The sequence below is a fragment of the Pseudomonas lundensis genome (assembly GCF_015377145.2).
Classification (GTDB): Bacteria; Pseudomonadota; Gammaproteobacteria; order Pseudomonadales; family Pseudomonadaceae; genus Aquipseudomonas; species Aquipseudomonas lundensis.
Map to the genome: position 1 here is coordinate 1,936,323 of NZ_CP062158.2, position 18,446 is coordinate 1,954,768.

20 protein-coding genes are annotated in these 18,446 nt (G+C 56.1%); 16 read left to right on the top strand and 4 right to left on the bottom strand.

Going from position 1 to position 18,446, the window contains the following annotated elements; translation table 11 throughout:
* The first annotated feature begins 91 nt into the window (after nucleotides 1–91).
* Together IF654_RS09145 and IF654_RS09150 are read left to right on the top strand one after the other, a co-directional pair.
* Complete coding sequence (locus IF654_RS09145) at nucleotides 92–1,498, top strand: aspartate aminotransferase family protein (RefSeq protein ID WP_047275174.1); 1,407 nt, start codon at nucleotides 92–94, stop codon at nucleotides 1,496–1,498.
* 82 nt (nucleotides 1,499–1,580) lie between these two features.
* Entirely contained in the window at nucleotides 1,581–1,802 is a 222-nt protein-coding gene (locus IF654_RS09150; RefSeq protein WP_047275172.1) for an MbtH family protein, read from the top strand.
* A gap of 83 nt (nucleotides 1,803–1,885) precedes the next feature.
* Here IF654_RS09150 and IF654_RS09155 read toward each other — a convergent pair whose 3' ends face one another.
* Nucleotides 1,886–2,965 (bottom strand): asparaginase, encoded by a 1,080-nt coding sequence (locus IF654_RS09155; protein ID WP_047275170.1) that lies wholly within the window; start codon nucleotides 2,963–2,965, stop codon nucleotides 1,886–1,888.
* Nucleotides 2,966–3,405: 440 nt separating this feature from the next.
* Between IF654_RS09155 and IF654_RS09160 the strand changes: the two genes are divergently transcribed.
* From IF654_RS09160 to rbsD, 6 genes are read left to right on the top strand one after another with little or no spacing between them, the layout of a single operon-like run.
* Nucleotides 3,406–4,356: a sugar ABC transporter substrate-binding protein gene (locus IF654_RS09160; RefSeq protein WP_047275168.1), complete on the top strand. Its 951-nt coding sequence runs from the start codon at nucleotides 3,406–3,408 to the stop codon at nucleotides 4,354–4,356.
* A gap of 53 nt (nucleotides 4,357–4,409) precedes the next feature.
* Nucleotides 4,410–5,963: a sugar ABC transporter ATP-binding protein gene (locus IF654_RS09165; protein ID WP_194862564.1), complete on the top strand. Its 1,554-nt coding sequence runs from the start codon at nucleotides 4,410–4,412 to the stop codon at nucleotides 5,961–5,963.
* A complete protein-coding gene (locus tag IF654_RS09170; RefSeq protein WP_047275164.1) occupies nucleotides 5,960–6,937 on the top strand; it encodes an ABC transporter permease in 978 nt (325 codons plus the stop codon). The genes IF654_RS09165 and IF654_RS09170 overlap by 4 nt, the downstream gene beginning before the upstream one ends.
* A gap of 3 nt (nucleotides 6,938–6,940) precedes the next feature.
* Complete coding sequence (locus IF654_RS09175) at nucleotides 6,941–7,975, top strand: LacI family DNA-binding transcriptional regulator (RefSeq protein ID WP_047275162.1); 1,035 nt, start codon at nucleotides 6,941–6,943, stop codon at nucleotides 7,973–7,975.
* A gap of 9 nt (nucleotides 7,976–7,984) precedes the next feature.
* On the top strand, nucleotides 7,985–8,905 hold the full coding sequence (gene rbsK, locus IF654_RS09180) for a ribokinase (RefSeq protein ID WP_047275160.1): 921 nt from the start codon (nucleotides 7,985–7,987) through the stop codon (nucleotides 8,903–8,905).
* Nucleotides 8,902–9,306 (top strand): D-ribose pyranase, encoded by a 405-nt coding sequence (gene rbsD, locus IF654_RS09185; RefSeq protein WP_047275158.1) that lies wholly within the window; start codon nucleotides 8,902–8,904, stop codon nucleotides 9,304–9,306. Before rbsK ends, rbsD begins: the two co-directional genes overlap by 4 nt.
* A gap of 129 nt (nucleotides 9,307–9,435) precedes the next feature.
* On the opposite strand, the gene IF654_RS09190 is transcribed toward rbsD, so the two are convergent.
* Complete coding sequence (locus tag IF654_RS09190; protein ID WP_047275157.1) at nucleotides 9,436–9,630, bottom strand: hypothetical protein; 195 nt, start codon at nucleotides 9,628–9,630, stop codon at nucleotides 9,436–9,438.
* A gap of 133 nt (nucleotides 9,631–9,763) precedes the next feature.
* Between IF654_RS09190 and IF654_RS09195 the strand changes: the two genes are divergently transcribed.
* Both IF654_RS09195 and IF654_RS09200 read left to right on the top strand, forming a co-directional pair.
* Nucleotides 9,764–10,069, top strand: a complete 306-nt coding sequence (locus tag IF654_RS09195) for a hypothetical protein (protein WP_047275155.1) — start codon at nucleotides 9,764–9,766, stop codon at nucleotides 10,067–10,069.
* 159 nt (nucleotides 10,070–10,228) lie between these two features.
* On the top strand, nucleotides 10,229–10,540 hold the full coding sequence (locus IF654_RS09200) for an I78 family peptidase inhibitor (RefSeq protein WP_047275153.1): 312 nt from the start codon (nucleotides 10,229–10,231) through the stop codon (nucleotides 10,538–10,540).
* A gap of 69 nt (nucleotides 10,541–10,609) precedes the next feature.
* Here the strand turns inward: IF654_RS09200 and IF654_RS09205 are convergent, their stop codons facing one another.
* Nucleotides 10,610–10,822, bottom strand: coding sequence for a cold-shock protein (locus IF654_RS09205; protein ID WP_003179963.1), 213 nt, complete (start codon nucleotides 10,820–10,822; stop codon nucleotides 10,610–10,612).
* Between the two features lie 295 nt (nucleotides 10,823–11,117).
* Nucleotides 11,118–11,444 carry a hypothetical protein gene (locus IF654_RS09210; RefSeq protein WP_047275148.1) on the bottom strand — a complete coding sequence of 109 codons (327 nt, stop codon included), beginning with the start codon at nucleotides 11,442–11,444 and terminating at the stop codon, nucleotides 11,118–11,120.
* A gap of 355 nt (nucleotides 11,445–11,799) precedes the next feature.
* Here IF654_RS09210 and thrS point away from each other — a divergent pair, with 355 nt between their 5' ends.
* The 6 genes from thrS to pheT all read left to right on the top strand — a co-directional run bounded on the left by thrS (nucleotide 11,800) and on the right by pheT (nucleotide 18,445).
* A complete protein-coding gene (gene thrS, locus IF654_RS09215) occupies nucleotides 11,800–13,722 on the top strand; it encodes a threonine--tRNA ligase (RefSeq protein ID WP_047275146.1) in 1,923 nt (640 codons plus the stop codon).
* The gene (gene infC / locus IF654_RS09220) at nucleotides 13,722–14,273 is read left to right on the top strand and encodes a translation initiation factor IF-3 (RefSeq protein ID WP_169835808.1); all 552 of its coding nucleotides are present in this window, start codon (nucleotides 13,722–13,724) and stop codon (nucleotides 14,271–14,273) included. The genes thrS and infC overlap by 1 nt, the downstream gene beginning before the upstream one ends.
* A gap of 60 nt (nucleotides 14,274–14,333) precedes the next feature.
* Entirely contained in the window at nucleotides 14,334–14,528 is a 195-nt protein-coding gene (gene rpmI / locus IF654_RS09225; RefSeq protein ID WP_002553160.1) for a 50S ribosomal protein L35, read from the top strand.
* A gap of 29 nt (nucleotides 14,529–14,557) precedes the next feature.
* Nucleotides 14,558–14,914 carry a 50S ribosomal protein L20 gene (rplT, locus tag IF654_RS09230; protein ID WP_047275143.1) on the top strand — a complete coding sequence of 119 codons (357 nt, stop codon included), beginning with the start codon at nucleotides 14,558–14,560 and terminating at the stop codon, nucleotides 14,912–14,914.
* A 109-nt stretch (nucleotides 14,915–15,023) separates the two neighbouring features.
* The gene (gene pheS, locus IF654_RS09235; RefSeq protein WP_047275141.1) at nucleotides 15,024–16,040 is read left to right on the top strand and encodes a phenylalanine--tRNA ligase subunit alpha; all 1,017 of its coding nucleotides are present in this window, start codon (nucleotides 15,024–15,026) and stop codon (nucleotides 16,038–16,040) included.
* A 26-nt stretch (nucleotides 16,041–16,066) separates the two neighbouring features.
* Nucleotides 16,067–18,445 carry a phenylalanine--tRNA ligase subunit beta gene (pheT, locus tag IF654_RS09240; RefSeq protein WP_047275139.1) on the top strand — a complete coding sequence of 793 codons (2,379 nt, stop codon included), beginning with the start codon at nucleotides 16,067–16,069 and terminating at the stop codon, nucleotides 18,443–18,445.
* The last annotated feature ends 1 nt before the right edge of the window (nucleotide 18,446 follow it).

Below are 18,446 nucleotides of genomic sequence, written 5' to 3' on the forward strand. Positions count from 1 at the left end.
CAGGAAAACCTGCAGCGCTCTTTCGTGCATCGAAAGTCCTCGCAGGTCTGCGGTTTTGGTCAATCTCATCAGCGCATTGAGGGTCCCAGAAATGTCAGTCGCTACCAGTCTTGTCGACGATCAGCCGGGTCGGGTCTGTACGACCGAAACGCTGTATGAATTTGAAGAATCTCCCTTGTTGGCCCGTCAGAGCCGCCAAGAATCCAACGCGCGCAGTTACCCGCGGCGCATTCCGCTGGCGTTGAAACGCGCCAAGGGGCTGTACGTCGAAGACGTGGAAGGCCGGCGCTTTATCGACTGCCTGGCAGGCGCGGGCACCTTGGCGCTCGGGCATAACCATCCGGTGGTGATTGAGGCGATCCGCAAGGTGCTGGACGACGGTTTGCCTTTGCATACGCTGGACCTGACCACGCCGGTCAAGGATCAGTTTGTGCAGGACCTGTTTGGCCTGTTGCCAGACGCCTTGGCCCAAGAAGCGAAAATCCAGTTTTGTGGCCCCACCGGCACCGACGCGGTAGAAGCGGCGTTGAAGCTGGTGCGCACGGCCACTGGGCGCAACACAGTGATTTCGTTCCAGGGCGGTTATCACGGCATGAGCCAAGGGGCGTTGAGCCTGATGGGAAGTCTTGGCCCGAAAAAACCCATGGCCGCCTTGCTGGGCAATGGGGTGCAATTTATGCCGTACCCGTACGATTACCGTTGCCCGTTTGGCCTCGGCGGGGAGCAAGGGGTGAAGGCCAACTTGCATTACCTGCACACGCTGTTCAGTGATCCGGAAGCCGGCGTGCAATTACCTGCCGCCGTGATCGTTGAGGTGGTGCAGGGCGAAGGCGGTGTGATCCCGGCGGACCTGGACTGGCTGCGAGGGCTGCGGCGCCTCACGGAGCAGGCCGGGGTGGCGTTGATCGTTGATGAAATCCAGAGCGGTTTCGCCCGCACCGGCAAGATGTTCGCCTTTGAACACGCGGGCATCGTGCCTGATGTGGTGGTGCTGTCCAAAGCCATTGGTGGCAGTTTGCCGTTGGCGGTGGTGGTCTATCGCGAGTGGCTCGACACGTGGCTGCCCGGTGCCCATGCCGGTACTTTCCGCGGTAATCAGATGGCTATGGCCGCGGGCAGTGCCGTGATGCGCTACCTCAAGGAGCACAATGTTGCGGCGCACGCGGCAGCCATGGGTGAGCGCTTGAGTGAGCACTTGCACATCCTGCAGCGCGACTTCCCGCAATTGGGTGATATCCGGGGGCGCGGGCTGATGCTGGGCGTGGAATTGGTTGACCCGTCTGGCCTGCCTGACGCGCTGGGCCACCCACCAGCCTTTGGCCGACTGGCGCCGTTGGTACAGCGCGAATGCCTCAAGCGCGGATTGATTCTGGAACTGGGGGGGCGGCACGGCAGTGTGGTGCGGTTCCTGCCACCGCTGATCATCACCGGCGCCGAGATCGATCACGTGGCGGCCATGTTCGGCAATGCCCTGGCGGCGGCCATCGCCCGGCTCTAATTCCCGGCGTTGATCGCTCGTTTGTTCTATGACCCCGGCTGCGCGTGTTGGCGCAGCGGCTTAATGCGATGGAGACCCGCACATGAGTTCAGTATTTGACCGCGACGATATTCTTTTTCAGGTGGTGGTGAACCACGAAGACCAGTACTCGATCTGGCCTGATTACAAAGCCATTCCGAACGGCTGGCGTGCGGTGGGCAAAAGCGGCTTGAAGCCCGAATGCCTGGCCTACATCGAGGAGGTGTGGACGGACATGCGCCCGCTGAGCCTGCGCCAGAAGATGGATGCCGTGGCAACGCACTGAATCGCGCACTCACAAAAAAGCCAACTGACATGAACGTGTCAGTTGGCTTTTTTAATGCTCAGACGCCAGGGCGTCCGCTTGACTCAGTATTCCCAGAAAATCCGCTGCAGCTCTTTGCTGTCCTGGGTTTTGGTCAGGGCGACCATGGCCAGAATGCGGGCTTTTTGTGGGTTCAGGTCGTGTGCAACGACCCAGTCGTTTTTGTCGTCAGGTTGTTCTGCGTTACGCAGTACGAAACCACCGGCATTCACGTGGGAAGAACGGATGATCTGTACGCCGTCTTTACGCAGGGCTTGCAGGGTCGGCACCACGCGGGATGAAACCGAGCCGTTGCCGGTGCCGACGTGGATGATGGCTTTGGCGCCAGATTGAGCCAGTGCCTTGTAGGCGGTGTCATCAACGTTGCCGTACGAGTAGGCGATGCCTACGTTTGGCAGGCTCTTGATGTTTTTGATGTCGAACTCAGAGTCCATGGTGTGACGCTTGGCAGGCAAACGGAACCAGTAGGACTTGCCTTCAACGACCATGCCCAGTGGGCCCCAAGGGCTTTTGAACGCTTCGGTCTTGATGTTCATCATTTTGCTGACATCGCGGCCCGACTGGATTTCGTCGTTCATGGTGACCAGAACGCCTTTACCGCGTGCCTCCTTGCTGCCTGCAACGGCGACGGCGTTGTACAGGTTCAGCATGCCGTCAGCCGACATGGCTGTGCCCGGACGCATCGAGCCGACCACCACGATTGGCTTGTCGGTTTTTTCAACCAGATCCAGGAAGTACGCGGTCTCTTCCAGCGTGTCGGTGCCGTGGGTGATCACGATACCGTCGACGTCTTTGCTGTCGGCCAACTCGGCAACGCGGCGGCCCAATTGCAGCAGGTTGTCGTTGGTGATGCTTTCAGAGGCGATCTGCATCACTTGTTCGCCACGCACGTTGGCCAATTGGCTCAACTCGGGTACACCGGCGATCAGTTGATCGATACCCACTTTGGCGGCGGTGTAGGTAGCGCTGTTGGCAGCGCTCGCACCGGCACCGGCGATGGTGCCGCCGGTTGCCAGAATAATGACGTTCGGTTTGGCAGGGGCTTCTTGTGCCTGAACGCTTGGCATGACCAGCAGAAGGGCCAATGCGCCCGGAACAATCGATTTCAAGACAGCTTTTTTCATTATGTTCTCTCTTAATGATGAGAGTGCTGATGCACATACACCTAGCACGGCACGTGCCATCCACTGGCCGCGTGCTGGCCATATAAAGGCATGTTTTGTGCCATTCTTTTCAGGATGTTTATTATTTACCTAACTATATGATTTTTAAGGATAAAAAATAAATTTAGAGTGTTTAATCAAATCAAAAAGAGACGGTTATCCGAATTTGGCTGTAACTTTTCGTACGGAAAGGCGTCCGTTCGTCGGTTTAATGGCGCCATTTTTTGTCGTTGACAAATACAAGTCGGGTTTCCATAGTGAGGTTCAAGCAAACGTTTGCGCGGTGGTGTCCCGTTCTTTATGAGTGCCTTTCGGCGCTTCAGACCGGGCGCTTTTGCAATGGCTGCCAGCCCGCGCAAACAGGATGTCGCTCACAATAATCATAAGATCGGAGTACTCCCATGAAGCTGCCCTTTGCTGGACGCTTGCTCGCCGTCGCCTTGTTCACAGCGGCCTCGTTTTCCCTTCCTCTTGCCCATGCCGACGCCTCCACACCCAAAGTCGGTCTGGTGATGAAGTCATTGGCCAATGAGTTTTTTGTCACCATGACCCAGGGGGCCGAGGACTATCAAAAACAGCACCCGGCTGATTTCGAGTTGATTTCCAACGGCATCAAGAACGAAACCGATACTCAGGGGCAGATAGACATCATCAACCAGATGATCATTGCCAAAGTCGATGGTCTGGTGATCGCCCCGGCTGACTCCAAGGCATTGATCCGCGCCATTGAAAAGGCTCGGGATGCCGGGATTGTCGTGGTGAACATCGATAACCAGCTCGACCCGAAAGTGCTGAAAAAAAAGCAGCTGGATGTCCCGTTTGTAGGGCCTGATAACCGGGCTGGCGCGCGCAAAGTGGGTGAGTACCTGGCGCGCAAGCTGAACGCCGGCGACGAGGTGGCCATCATTGAAGGCGTGTCGACCACCACCAACGCACAGCAACGCACGGCGGGCTTCAAAGACGCCATGAAAGCGGCGCACATCAAGGTGGTGTCCGTGCAGTCCGGTAATTGGGAAATTGAAGGTGGCAACAAGCAGGCCGCTGCGATTCTGAGCGAGTACCCCAATGTGAAGGCTCTGTTGGCGGGCAACGACAGCATGGCGATTGGCGCTGTATCGGCCATTCGTGCCGCCGGTAAGGCCGGTAAGGTGCAGGTGGTCGGCTACGACAACATCGATGCCATCAAGCCGATGCTGAAGAACGGCCGTGTGCTGGCTACCGCAGACCAGGCCGCCGCCCAGCAGGCTGTTTTCGGTATTCAGACCGCGCTCAAGCTGATCAAGAACGAGCCGGTCGACGCACTGAAAGACGGGGTTATCGCGACGCCGGTTGAGCTGATCACCACCCCCTGATCCGTCCATACCCTTGGCACCTGCGTGTTTGACCGGGTGCCTGGAGACATTTGATGCCAACTTCAGAGGCTGACGTGGTGCTTTCAGTGTGCGGCGTAGGTAAAACCTATGCGCAACCCGTCTTGAGCGCGATTGACCTGACCCTTTATCGCGGCGAGGTGTTGGCGCTGACGGGTGAAAACGGGGCCGGCAAAAGCACTTTGTCGAAAATCATCGGCGGGCTGGAAGCCGCTTCCACCGGTCAGATGCACTACAACGGTCTGCCTTATGCGCCCGGTAGCCGCGCAGTGGCCGAGCGGTTGGGGGTGCGCATGGTGATGCAAGAACTCAATCTGTTACCGACGCTGACCGTGGCGGAAAATCTGTTTCTCGACCATCTGCCCGCCCGCGTCGGGTGGATCAATCGCAAGCGCTTGCGTCAGGCAGCGATCGACGCCATGGCGCAAGTCGGCCTTGACGCCATTGACCCCGACACGCTGGTAGGCGAGTTGGGGGTAGGCCACCAGCAGATGGTGGAAATCGCCCGCAACCTGATTGGCGACTGCCAGGTGCTGATTCTCGACGAGCCGACGGCCATGCTCACGGCCCGCGAGGTCGAGTTGCTGTTTATCCAGATCACCCGGTTACAGGCGCGGGGCGTCGCGATTGTTTACATCTCTCACCGACTCGAAGAGCTGGCGCGGGTAGCCCGGCGCATTGCGGTCCTGCGGGACGGGCATCTGGTGTGTGTCGAACCCATTGCCAATCATGACAGCCAGCAATGGGTCAACCTGATGGTCGGGCGCGAGCTGGGCGATCACTTGCCGATGGGCGAGCGTCCTCTGGGCGAGCCTGTGCTGAGGGTTTCAGGGCTAGGCCGTGGCACTAAAGTGATGGATGTTTCGTTTGAGGTCCGCCGGGGTGAAATTTTCGGTATATCCGGCCTGATCGGGGCAGGGCGCACAGAATTGTTGCGTCTGATTTATGGTGCAGACCACGCTGACAGTGGCACGGTCGCCGTGGGCAACCCTCTGAAGACCGTGTCGATTCGCAGCCCGATGGACGCTGTCAGGCACGGTATCGCCTTGATTACCGAGGACCGCAAGGGCGAAGGTTTGCTGATGAGCCAATCCATCAGCAGCAATATCGGCCTGGGCAATATGGAACAGTTGTCGCGGGCAGGTTTCATCAAGGGTGAGCAAGAGCGGGCGCTGGCCCGGCGCCAGATTGACGCAATGGGCATTCGCTGTTGCGGGCCCGAGCAGGTCGTCTCGCAACTGTCGGGTGGCAATCAGCAGAAAGTCGTGATCGGCCGCTGGCTTGAGCGCGACTGCGGCGTATTGCTGTTTGATGAGCCTACTCGCGGCATTGATATCGGGGCCAAATTCGATATCTATCGCCTGCTTGCCGACTTGACCCGAGAGGGCAAGGCATTGGTCGTGGTGTCCAGCGACTTGCGCGAATTGATGCTGATTTGTGACCGCATTGGGGTGATGTCGGCAGGGCGCCTGACCGATACCTTCAAGCGCGACAGCTGGCGTCAGGAACAACTGCTGGCGGCTGCGTTTGCCGGTTATCACACACACGATGCACCACTGGCGTCAGTGGCGCCCAAGGACATTGCATGAACGCCAGTTCCTCGCCGCGCAACGCTGCGCACAATTTCTACGGCATGGGCACCTATGTGGGATTGGCTGGCGCGTTGCTTGCCATGATCGTGCTCTTTTCAAGTTTGAGTGATCACTTTTTTTCCTATGACACGTTGAGCACCTTGGCCAATCAGATTCCAGACCTGATGGTGCTCGCGGTGGGCATGACGTTTGTCTTGATCATCGGCGGCATTGATTTGTCAGTTGGCTCCGTGCTGGCGCTGGCGGCTTCGGTGGTGAGCGTCGCGATCCTGGGATGGGGCTGGAGCGTATTGCCCGCCGCATTGCTGGGCATGGGCTGTGCGGCGGCGGTGGGTACCTTTACGGGTTCGATCACCGTTGCCTGGCGCATTCCTTCATTCATCGTGTCGCTAGGGGTGCTTGAAATGGCCCGCGGCGCAGCGTACCAAATGACCGGGTCGCGTACCGCTTACATTGGCGATGAGTTCGCGTGGTTGTCCGATCCGATTGCCTTTGGTATCGCACCGTCTTTCATTATTGCGTTGCTGGTGATTCTGGTTGCGCAGGTGATATTGACCCGTACGGTTTTCGGACGCTATCTGATCGGGATCGGCACCAATGAAGAGGCAGTCCGTCTGGCGGGCATCAACCCCAAACCTTACAAGGTGCTGGTATTCAGCCTGATGGGCCTGCTCGCCGGGGTGGCGGCCTTGTTCCAGATATCGCGTCTGGAGGCCGCAGACCCTAATGCCGGGGCGGGTCTGGAGCTGCAAGTGATCGCCGCCGTGGTGATTGGCGGGACGAGTCTGATGGGGGGCCGCGGTTCAGTGATCAGCACGTTTTTCGGGGTGCTGATTATTTCGGTATTGGCCGCCGGGTTAGCGCAGATCGGCGCGACAGATCCGACCAAGCGTATCATCACCGGTGCTGTCATTGTGATGGCAGTGATTTTGGATACTTATCGCAGTCAACGGGCACGGCGACGGAACTAAGCAATGGCAACGATCAAAGATGTTGCGGCAATGGCGGGGATTTCCTACACAACGGTGTCCCATGTCGTGAACAAAACCCGCCCGGTGAGCGAGCCGGTGCGGTTGAAAGTGGAAGAGGCCATTGCGCGCCTGGATTACGTACCGAGCGCGGTGGCGCGCTCTCTCAAAGCCAAGAGCACGGCGACCATCGGTTTGCTGGTGGCTAATAGCCTCAACCCTTATTTCGCTGAGTTGGCACGGGGCATCGAGGATTACTGTGAGCGTAACAACTACTGCGTGATCCTCTGCAATTGCGACGACGATCCGGACAAGCAGCGCAACTACGTGCGGGTGCTGCTGGAAAAACGGGTGGACGGCCTGGTGGTGGCTTCGGCGGGCGGTGATTTGGGGCTGGCCAGCGGTTTGACGGGGGTGCGCACCCCGATGGTGATTGTTGACCGAAGCCTGGAGGGCATCGACGCCGATCTGGTACGAATCGATCATGAGCAGGGGGCCTATCTGGCGACCCGGCATTTGCTTGATCTGGGCCATCGTGCGGTTGCTTGCATCGGGGGGCCGGCCATTACCAGCGTGGCGCAGCTGCGGCTGGCGGGTTATCTGCGTGCCCTGAGTGAGGCCGGGATAGCGCCGCAAGCGCACTGGATGGTTGAAAGTGATTTCAGTTGTACAGGGGGCTATGAGGCCGCTAACCGGTTGTTGGCTGCCGATCCGCCTTCGGCCGTGTTCGCGTGCAACGACATGATGGGCATCGGTGTCTTGCGCGCGGCCGCCGAACGCCAGATTCGAGTGCCCGAGCAACTGTCGGTGATCGGCTTTGATGATGTGCAGATGAGTCGGTATGTGTACCCAGCGTTGACGACAGTCGGGCAGTCAATCCTGCAATTGGGTGAAACTGCCGCTCAGGTTTTGTTACGGCGCATCGCAACACCCGGGCGATCTGTCGAGCAGTTGATCGTCGCTCCCAGTCTCGTGCTGCGAGAATCCACCGGGCCGCACGGGGCTATCGCCCTGCAACGTCTCCAGCAATCCGTCGGTTGAGTGTCGAGCATGCAAGCAAATGTGGTCGTGGTGGGCAGTTTGAATATGGATTTGGTGACGCGCACGCAGCGGTTACCGCAGCCAGGTGAGACGCTGTTTGGGGATGCGCTGCAAACGGTGCATGGCGGTAAAGGCGCTAATCAGGCGGTGGCCGCTGCACGGCTGGGCGCGCGCGTTGCGATGCTGGGGCGCGTTGGCAGTGACGCCTATGGCGCGCAACTGCGAGCGGGCCTGCTGGACGAGCAGATTGAGTGCTCGGGGGTGTGCAGTGTGCCGGGCGGTGTCAGTGGCGTTGCCTTGATTGTTGTGGATGCCCACAGTCAAAACACCATCGTGGTAGTCCCGGGCGCCAATGCCGCCCTGACCCCTGGCGATATCGAGTCCTGTGACGCGATGTTGCAGGGGGCTGAGGTGATCGTCTGCCAACTCGAAGTGCCCTATGACACTGTCGCCCATACGCTGAAGCGGGGTCGGGCGCTCAATAAGACCGTTATCCTCAACCCGGCGCCGGTCAACGGGCCGTTGCCCTCGCAGTGGCTTGAGGCGATTGATTACTTGATCCCCAATGAAAGTGAGGCGCAGGCCCTCAGTGGCGTGGTGGTTGATTCGTTGGCGTCTGCACAGCGCGCTGCTTTCAAGCTGATTGAGGCGGGCGCGCGCAACGTGATTGTGACGCTAGGGGCCAAAGGCGCGCTGTTCGTCAGCGGGCAGAAGGCCGTGCACTTTGCTGCACCGAGCGTTGAAGCGGTCGATGCTACAGCCGCGGGTGACACCTTTGTCGGTGCGTTTTCTGCAGCGCTTGCGCAGGGTAAAAACGAAGATCAAGCAATCCGTTTTGCACAAATTGCGGCAGCCTTGTCTGTTACGCGTCCGGGTGCTCAACCGTCAATTCCGGGCCTGGCTGATGTTTCAGCCTTTGCACAGTCATGAAAAAGACGCCACTGCTCAATATCCAGCTCTCACGGTTGATTGCTTCGTTGGGGCATGGCGACGTTGTCGTGATTGCCGACGCAGGTTTGCCGGTGCCCAAAGGGGTGGAGCTGATTGATTTGGCCTTGACCCAGGGGGTGCCGGACCTGGCCACCACCTTGCGCATTGTCTTGAGTGAAATGCAGGTCGAAAGCCATATTCTGGCCAATGAGTTATTCCTGCACCCGTGCGCTGCGCTCACTGCCATTGAGGCTCACACCGAGTTTGGGCTACTGGGGAGCAGGCGGCTGCTAGCCCACGATGCATTCAAAACGTTGTGCCTGAGCGCAAAGGCGATTGTGCGCACGGGGGAGTGCCATCCGTACTGCAATATTGCGCTCATCGCTGGCGTTACGTTTTAACGCGTTGCGGTTCGCGCATCGAGTGTCTTCGGCAGCGTGACGAGCTTGGTCGCTCGGGTTCAGCGGTTAAGTGAGTGAGCGCGCGGCATGGAGACTGATGCAAAAGGAGAGTGGGGAGTCGCTGTGCCCTCAGGTCGCCTTTACAGGCAGGCCATATTTCTCGAAGACCTGATCGGTAAATGCCTTGGCCGCTTCCGTGCCGAGTTCTTTTACCAGCAGGTCTATGCCGATAATGGCCAACTCTTCGGGGCTGCCTGGGCTGTAAGAACACTGTCCCTGTTGCCATTTCGCCTTGATGTCGGCGTCAATACTGACGTTGCTCATGGTTGGACTCGTTGCGTTAAAACGCTGGATCTTAGCAAAATGCCACTGAGATGCCATCAGTGTGGCAGCCCCCATGCGCGCCAGACAGCCCGTTGGCGTGTCACACTGACCATTTGAGGGAGTGAGCATTACGATGCATATCGATTTGAATAACCCAGAGGGGTTGACGCCGGAGGCTGTCAGGCAGCTATTAGCTTCGGCCAGTGATGATGTGCACACGCAGTTGCGCGTATCCAAAGACGGGCGCGCGTACCTGTCTTCTGGCGTGGTGGGCGGTACAGACATTGACGGGCTGCTGTTCAGGCTGGAAACCTGGGCAGCGGGTTCCGGGTATGTGGGTAACGTTGCAGCCAGCGATGAGGTTTGGGTCATGCAAATCTTCAATGCCTTGAAGGAGAATTGGCCCAATCCCCCGTTCGATTACATCGATGTGTATTGATGCAGCACACATTCCGTGACGATTAAGTAAAGGCGATACACTGCTTCTCGTCCAAAATCACGCGCCTGCGGTCACGCGTAATTCTTGCCTGGCGCTGTGCAACCTCTTTGCGCAAAAGCTGTCGCAAAGGTCTCGACTATTTAATGTTAAGGAGGCTCCATGTCCTGGAAGCTAGTGTCATTGGGTTCATTGCTGGCCGTGCTGGCGCTGTCTGGGTGCAGTACGCCAAGTTCTGACCAGGAACCTGCGACCACCGCCACCGCACACACGCGTTGTGACGCTCAAGCCGCAGCCTTTGCGGTCGGCCAAAAAGCGTCGGCGCAGCTCCTGGAGCAAGCCCGCGTCAAAGCGGGTGCGCAGACCGCCCGTATCCTCGGGCCTAACGATGTCATGACGCTTGAGTACCGCTCCGATCGCCTGAACCTCAATGCCGATGGCAATGCCGTCATTACACGCGTGAACTGCGGGTAAGCCGTTCGCGTTTGTAGCAGGCACAAAAAACCCCGTCACCTGGACGGGGTTTTTTTGTTCGAAGGAGATTTACTCCGGACGAACCTGTGCAGCTTGCATACCCTTTTGGCCTTTCTCAGCCACGAAGGAAACGGTTTGGCCTTCTTTCAGGCTTTTGAAACCGTCGCTTTCGATAGCTTTGAAGTGTACGAACAGGTCGTCACCGCCACCTTGAGGAGTGATGAAGCCGAAGCCTTTTTCATCGTTGAACCATTTTACGGTGCCGGTTTGGCGATTAGACATGGTGTATCTCCAAGAAACTTATATTTTCAGTAGTACTGTGCTGCTCAGGCCAACTGGGCACACTTGGCTATCATAGTCGAAATGTGGGATTTGGGAGCCCCCCTGCGTCACAGTTTGATGCTTTGTCAGCGTGTTCGAGCTGCGATGAAAGCCTGAAAGCCCCGTCTTATGGGGCTTTGACCATTAAAGTGGCGCTTAAAAAAAGCATTATTTCTTACGCTTTTTTTATACGGATGGCCAATTTTCATGCCTTTTGTGCTCGGTCAAGGCATAGGCAACCGCAACTCCAGCATGTTTATTTCATGGGTTTAGCGGGGGCGGCCGCTGTGGCGCGGCATGACTGGATCGCATCCAGAGCCTGTGTGCGCAGTTCAGCACTAGGTTGTACTTTTTTGCTCATCAACTGCTTGATCTGTGCTGTTGAAAAATTGGCAGACAATTTATCAGCGCCGCATGCGCAATATTCTTCAGCCTTTTTTTTGTCGATGTTTTGGCTGGCAGCAGCGACGCAGTCCTTCATGTAGTCTTTTTTAAGGGCTGCAGGCCAATTGCCCGCGTGAGCGCTCAGTGGCAGAAGCAGTGCCAATGGGGTTGCGAGAGCCAAAAAACGTTTCATGGACATATGATGTTCCTTACAGAATGTGAGGCTAAATGTGATTCACGCAGTATTTGAGGGGCCAAGTGCAGCTCAAGTTCACCATTTTGCAACGCGGGCAGTATTTTGGCTGCCTCAAGCTGAGCCCTCCATCATGCCGTCATGTGTGTTAGCATGCCGCCCTTGGTTTGTCGTGGTGATGTTCTGCATCCCGCGAAACAGAGCCATACACTTTTGATTTGAACTCCAGTCACTCTGGTTCGGTTAACGGTTGGCCGCAAGGCTCCTGCCACTGTGAGGCAGGCTCACCACCGAATCGCGTACTGGCTCATCCCAACCCACGTGACCTTTGGTAGGGGTCACCACTAGGAGAGGAGGCGCCATGCCAACTATTACTCTTCCCGACGGCAGTCAACGTTCTTTCGATCATGCAGTTTCAGTCGCCGAAGTTGCCGCTTCGATTGGCGCAGGTCTGGCGAAAGCCACTGTGGCCGGTAAAGTCAACGGCAAGCTGGTTGATGCCTGTGACCTGATTGAAAATGACGCCACGCTGCAAATCATCACGCCCAAGGATGAAGAGGGGCTGGAGATCATTCGTCACTCTTGCGCCCACCTCGTTGGCCATGCAGTGAAGCAGTTGTATCCAACGGCCAAAATGGTCATTGGTCCTGTCATTCAGGAAGGCTTCTACTACGACATTTTCTACGATCGTCCTTTTACTCCTGAGGACATGGCTGCTATTGAGCAGCGCATGCAGCAGTTGATCGAGAAAGATTACGACGTCATCAAGAAAGTCACGCCGCGTGCCGAAGTGATCCAGCTGTTTTCCGAGCGCGGCGAAGATTACAAGTTGCGCCTGATTGAAGATATGCCTGACGAGCAGGCCATGGGTCTGTACTTCCATGAAGAATACGTCGACATGTGCCGTGGTCCTCACGTGCCTAACACGCGTTTCTTGAAATCGTTCAAGCTGACAAAATTGTCGGGCGCCTACTGGCGTGGCGATGCTAAGAATGAGCAGTTGCAGCGTATTTACGGCACTGCGTGGGCTGACAAGAAGCAATTGGCTGCCTACATTCAGCGCATCGAAGAAGCCGAGAAGCGCGATCACCGCAAAATCGGTAAGCGTCTGGGGCTTTTCCATACTCAGGAAGAAGCGCCCGGGATGGTGTTCTGGCATCCAAACGGCTGGACCCTTTACCAGGTTCTTGAGCAGTACATGCGCAAGGTGCAGCGTGAGAACGGGTATCTTGAGATCAAGACACCTCAGGTCGTGGACCGCAGCTTGTGGGAAAAGTCCGGTCACTGGGCCAACTACGCTGAAAACATGTTCACGACTGAGTCGGAAAACCGCGATTACGCGATCAAACCAATGAACTGCCCATGCCACGTGCAGGTCTTTAATCAGGGTTTGAAAAGCTACCGTGAGTTGCCAATGCGTCTGGCCGAATTCGGTGCTTGCCACCGTAACGAGCCGTCGGGTGCTCTGCACGGCATCATGCGGGTTCGTGCATTCACTCAAGACGATGCGCATATCTTTTGCACTGAAGAGCAGATGCAGGCCGAATCGGCGGCATTCATCAAGCTCACCCTTGATGTCTATGCTGACTTCGGTTTCAAGGATATCGAACTGAAACTGTCTACTCGCCCTGAAAAGCGCGTGGGTTCGGATGAGTTGTGGGATCGCGCCGAAAGCGCATTGGCCTCGGCGCTTGACAGTGCTGGCCTGGCGTACGATCTGCAGCCGGGTGAAGGCGCCTTTTACGGTCCGAAGATTGAGTTTTCTTTGAAAGATTGTCTGGGTCGTGTCTGGCAGTGTGGTACCTTGCAGCTCGATTTCAATCTGCCGATTCGTCTTGGTGCTGAATATGTCTCCGAAGACAACAGCCGCAAGCATCCGGTTATGCTGCACCGCGCGATCCTTGGATCGTTCGAGCGTTTCGTCGGTATTCTGATTGAACACTACGAAGGTGCGTTCCCTGCGTGGTTGGCGCCAACCCAGGCAGTGATCATGAATATCACTGATAAACAGGCCGATTTTGCTGCTGAAGTTGAAAAAACTCTCAATCAGAGCGGATTTCGTGCCAAGTCAGACTTGAGAAATGAAAAGATCGGCTTTAAAATCCGCGAGCATACTTTGCTCAAGGTTCCTTATCTCTTGGTTATCGGAGATCGGGAAGTCGAGATGCAGACTGTCGCTGTGCGTACACGTGAAGGTGCTGACCTGGGCTCGATGCCCGTCGCGCAATTCGCTGAATTCCTCGCACAAGCGGTTTCCCGGCGTGGTCGCCATGATTCGGAGTAATTATTATTAAGCGTGAAATGAGACAAGATAAACGAGCTGCACCGAAAGCCCCGATCAACGAGAATATCTCGGCACGCGAGGTTCGGTTAATCGGAGCTGAGGGCGAGCAACTTGGCATTGTCCCGATCGAAGAAGCGCTTCTTAAGGCTGAAGAAGCCAAACTGGATTTGGTGGAAATTTCCGCTGATGCAGTACCACCTGTTTGCAAGCTGATGGATTACGGCAAGTCGATCTTCGAAAAGAAGAAGCAGATTGCCGCAGCGAAGAAAAACCAGAAACAAATCCAGGTTAAAGAAATCAAGTTTCGTCCAGGGACGGAGGAAGGGGATTACCAGGTAAAACTGCGCAACCTGGTACGTTTCCTGAGTGATGGGGACAGGGCCAAGGTGTCGTTAAGATTCCGTGGTCGTGAGATGGCCCACCAGGAGCTGGGTATGGAACTGTTGAAGCGGGTTGAAGCTGACCTCGTCGAATACGGGACCGTCGAACAGCATCCTAAGATGGAAGGACGCCAGCTGATCATGGTCATCGCCCCGAAAAAGAAGAAGTAACCACCAGGGCACGGCAGGCCTTGCGGTTATGTTTATCAACTGAATGCGGAGTATCCGAACATGCCAAAGATGAAGACTAAAAGTGGTGCTGCTAAGCGGTTTCTGAAAACTGCTAACGGTATCAAGCACAAACACGCTTTCAAGAGCCACATCCTGACCAAAATGTCGACCAAGCGTAAGCGTCAATTGCGCGGTAGCAGCTTGCTGCATCCGTCTGACGTGGCAAAAGTCGAGCGCATGCTGCGCCTTCGTTAATTTTTGGTTAAGACTAGAGGAAGTAACTCATGGCTCGTGTAAAGCGTGGCGTTGTCGCCCGTAAACGTCACAAAAAAATTCTGAAACTGGCTAAAGGCTACTACGGTGCACGCTCGCGCGTATTCCGTGTTGCCAAGCAAGCGGTAATCAAGGCAGGCCAATACGCCTACCGTGACCGTCGTCAGAAAAAACGTCAGTTCCGCGCTCTGTGGATCGCTCGTATCAACGCTGGTGCACGTATCAACGGTCTGTCTTACAGCCGTTTCATCGCCGGCCTGAAAAAAGCGTCCATCGAGATCGACCGTAAGGTTCTGGCTGATCTGGCAGTGAACGAAAAAGCGGCGTTTGCTGCGATTGTCGAGAAAGCTAAAGCCACTCTGGCTTAAGTACCCCCGACAGTCACTTGGGCTTGCCTATGTAAGCTCGGGTGTTAAACGTCATAAACAGGGGAAGAGCCTTCAAGCTCTTCCCCTGTTTTGTATCTGGAGTCTGTACATGGAAAACCTGGATGCGCTGGTCTCTAAAGCACTAGAGGCTGTTGAGAGCGCTGAAGATATCAATGCCCTGGAGCAAATCCGGGTTCTTTACCTTGGTAAAAAAGGCGAATTGACTCAGGTGATGAAGACCTTGGGGAATTTGCCGGCAGAGGAGCGCCCACAAGTAGGCGCGCTCATCAATGATGCCAAGGAGCGTGTCACAGTGGTTCTCAATGCGCGCAAGGCTCAGTTTGAGGAGGCCGAGCTGGCCGCCAAACTGTCTGCCGAATCCATTGATGTGACCCTGCCTGGTCGCGGCCAGACCTCCGGCGGTCTGCATCCGGTAACCCGGACTCTGGAACGTATTGAGCAGTTCTTCACCCACATTGGCTACGGCATTGCCGAAGGCCCTGAGGTTGAAGACGATTACCACAATTTCGAGGCGCTCAACATTCCGGGTCACCACCCGGCGCGCTCTATGCACGACACCTTTTATTTCAATGCGAACATGCTGCTGCGTACCCATACCTCGCCGGTCCAGGTCCGCACCATGGAGTCAAAACAACCGCCGATCCGCATTGTCTGCCCGGGGCGTGTTTATCGCAGTGACTCGGATATTACCCATTCGCCTATGTTTCATCAGGTTGAAGGTCTGCTGATTGATCGCGATATCAACTTTGCTGATCTCAAAGGCACGATCGAAGAATTCCTTCGGGTGTTCTTTGAAAAAGAATTGGCCGTTCGTTTTCGCCCTTCTTACTTCCCCTTCACCGAACCCTCGGCAGAAGTCGATATGGAGTGCGTGATGTGCAGCGGCAAGGGTTGTCGCGTCTGCAAACAGACGGGCTGGCTCGAGGTGATGGGGTGCGGAATGGTCCATCCTAATGTTCTGCGTATGTCCGGCATCGACCCTGAAGAGTTCTCGGGTTTTGCTTTCGGCATGGGCGTAGAGCGTTTGGCCATGCTGCGTTACGGTGTGAACGACTTGCGTCTGTTCTTCGATAACGACTTGCGGTTCCTCGGACAATTTCGCTAGTCGTAACGCATTTTTAGGAGAGCAGGATGAAATTCAGTGAACAGTGGCTGCGTGGTTGGGTTAACCCGCAGGTAGAACGCGATGAGCTGGTTGCTCGTCTGTCGATGGCTGGCCTGGAAGTGGACAGTGTTGCACCGGTTGCCGGTGCATTTAGCGGTGTTGTTGTGGGCGAGGTATTGGCCACTGAGCAACACCCGGACGCTGACAAGCTTCGTGTTTGCCAAGTAACCAATGGTATCGAAACTTTTCAAGTTGTCTGCGGGGCACCGAATGTGCGTCCGGGTCTGAAGATTCCGTTTGCGATGATCGGTGCTCAGTTGCCGGGCGACTTCAAGATCAAAAAGGCTAAGCTGCGCGGTGTTGAGTCCAATGGCATGTTGTGCTCTCAAGCCGAACTGCACATTGGCGAGGGTAATGACGGTCTGATGGAGCTTCCTGCGGATGCTCCGGTAGGCGAAGATATTCGCGTTTATCTGAACCTCGAAGACGCGAGTATTGAGGTCGATTTGACCCCGAACCGTGGCGATTGCTTGTCATTGGCCGGTCTGGCTCGTGAAGTGGGGGCTTTGTACGCAGCAGAAGTGACACGCCCGGTGATTGAGCCTGTCCCTGCCGTACATGACGAAGTCCGCTCTGTAGAGGTGTTGGCGCCATCGGCCTGCCCCCGTTATCTGGGACGTATCATTCGCAATGTGGACTTAACCCGCCCTACACCCTTGTGGATGGTGGAGCGCTTGCGCCGCGCCGATGTGCGCAGCATCGACGCTGCGGTCGACATCACCAATTATGTGATGCTGGAGCTGGGGCAGCCTCTTCATGCATTTGATCTCGCCGAAATCAACGGCGGTATTCGTGTACGTATGGCGGAAGAGGGCGAAAAGCTGGTCTTGCTTGATGGCCAGGAAGTGACCTTGCGCAGTGACACATTGGTGATTGCAGATCATCACCGTGCGCTGGCTATTGCGGGTGTGATGGGGGGTGAGCACAGCGGCGTATCGGCGACCACGCGAGATGTATTTCTTGAGAGCGCCTTTTTCGATCAGATTGCCGTAGCAGGCAAGGCACGTTCTTACGGCTTGCACACGGATGCCTCCCACCGCTATGAGCGTGGAGTGGACTGGAACCTGGCCCGCGAAGCCATGGAGCGCGCCACTGGCTTATTGCTGGAGATTACAGGCGGGGAAGCAGGTCCGATTATTGAAACTGTTGCCCAGCAATTTTTGCCTTCGATTGCGCCCATCACCTTGCGTGCCGCGCGTATCAGTCAGATGCTGGGAATGGAGATGGACGGCAGCGAGGTCGAGCGTTTGCTCTGCGCTTTGGGACTGACAGTCACTGCAATTGGCGAAGGGCAGTGGCGCGTAGAAGTCCCAAGTCATCGTTTCGATATCAGTCTGGAAGTGGATCTGATAGAAGAGCTGGCTCGCTTGTATGGCTATAACCGTCTTCCAGTCCGTTATCCGCAAGCTCGCCTGGCGCCTCAGGCCAAGGCCGAAGCTCGCAGTGATTTGCCAGAATTGCGCCGTTTGCTGGTAGCGCGCGGATATCAAGAAGCTATCACCTACAGTTTCATTGACCCTAAACAGTTTGAGCTTTTCAGTCCTGACCTCGAGCCTTTGCTGTTAGCCAATCCTATATCCAATGATATGGCTGCAATGCGTGCTTCCTTGTGGCCTGGCCTGGTCAAGGCATTGCAACACAACTTAAACCGTCAACAAGATCGCGTTCGTCTTTTTGAAAGCGGACTGCGCTTTGTCGGGCAGCTTGAAGGTCTCAAGCAAGAGTCCATGCTGGCGGGCGTAGTGTGCGGCACTCGCTTGCCTGAAGGTTGGGCGCAGGGTCGTGAAACAGTCGACTTTTTTGACATTAAAGCTGATGTAGAAGCTGTGCTGGGCTTTGCGGGTGCTTTGGATTCTTTTGAATTTGTCCCTGGTCAGCATCCGGCGCTCCATCCAGGACAGACTGCGCGCATTGAGCGAGATGGTCGTCTGGTAGGTTTTGTAGGCGCGCTTCACCCGGAACTAAACAAAAAACTGGGTCTGGACAGGCCGGTTTTTGTTTTTGAGCTGGTGTTGGCTGAAGTGGCATTGGGCAAAATGCCGAAATTCTCGGAGCTTTCGCGCTTTCCGGAAGTCCGTCGCGATTTGGCATTGATTGCCGATAAAGACGTGGCTGCCCGTGATGTGTTGAGTGTCATCCGTGAAAATGCGGGCGAATGGTTGACAGACTTGAGGCTTTTCGACGTTTACCAAGGTAAAGGTATTGATCCCAATAGAAAAAGCCTTGCAGTCGGCTTGACCTGGCAGCATCCATCGCGCACTCTTAATGACGATGAGGTGAATACCACGACGCAGAACATCCTCACCTCGCTCGAACAAAGGTTGAACGCCACGTTAAGGAAGTGAC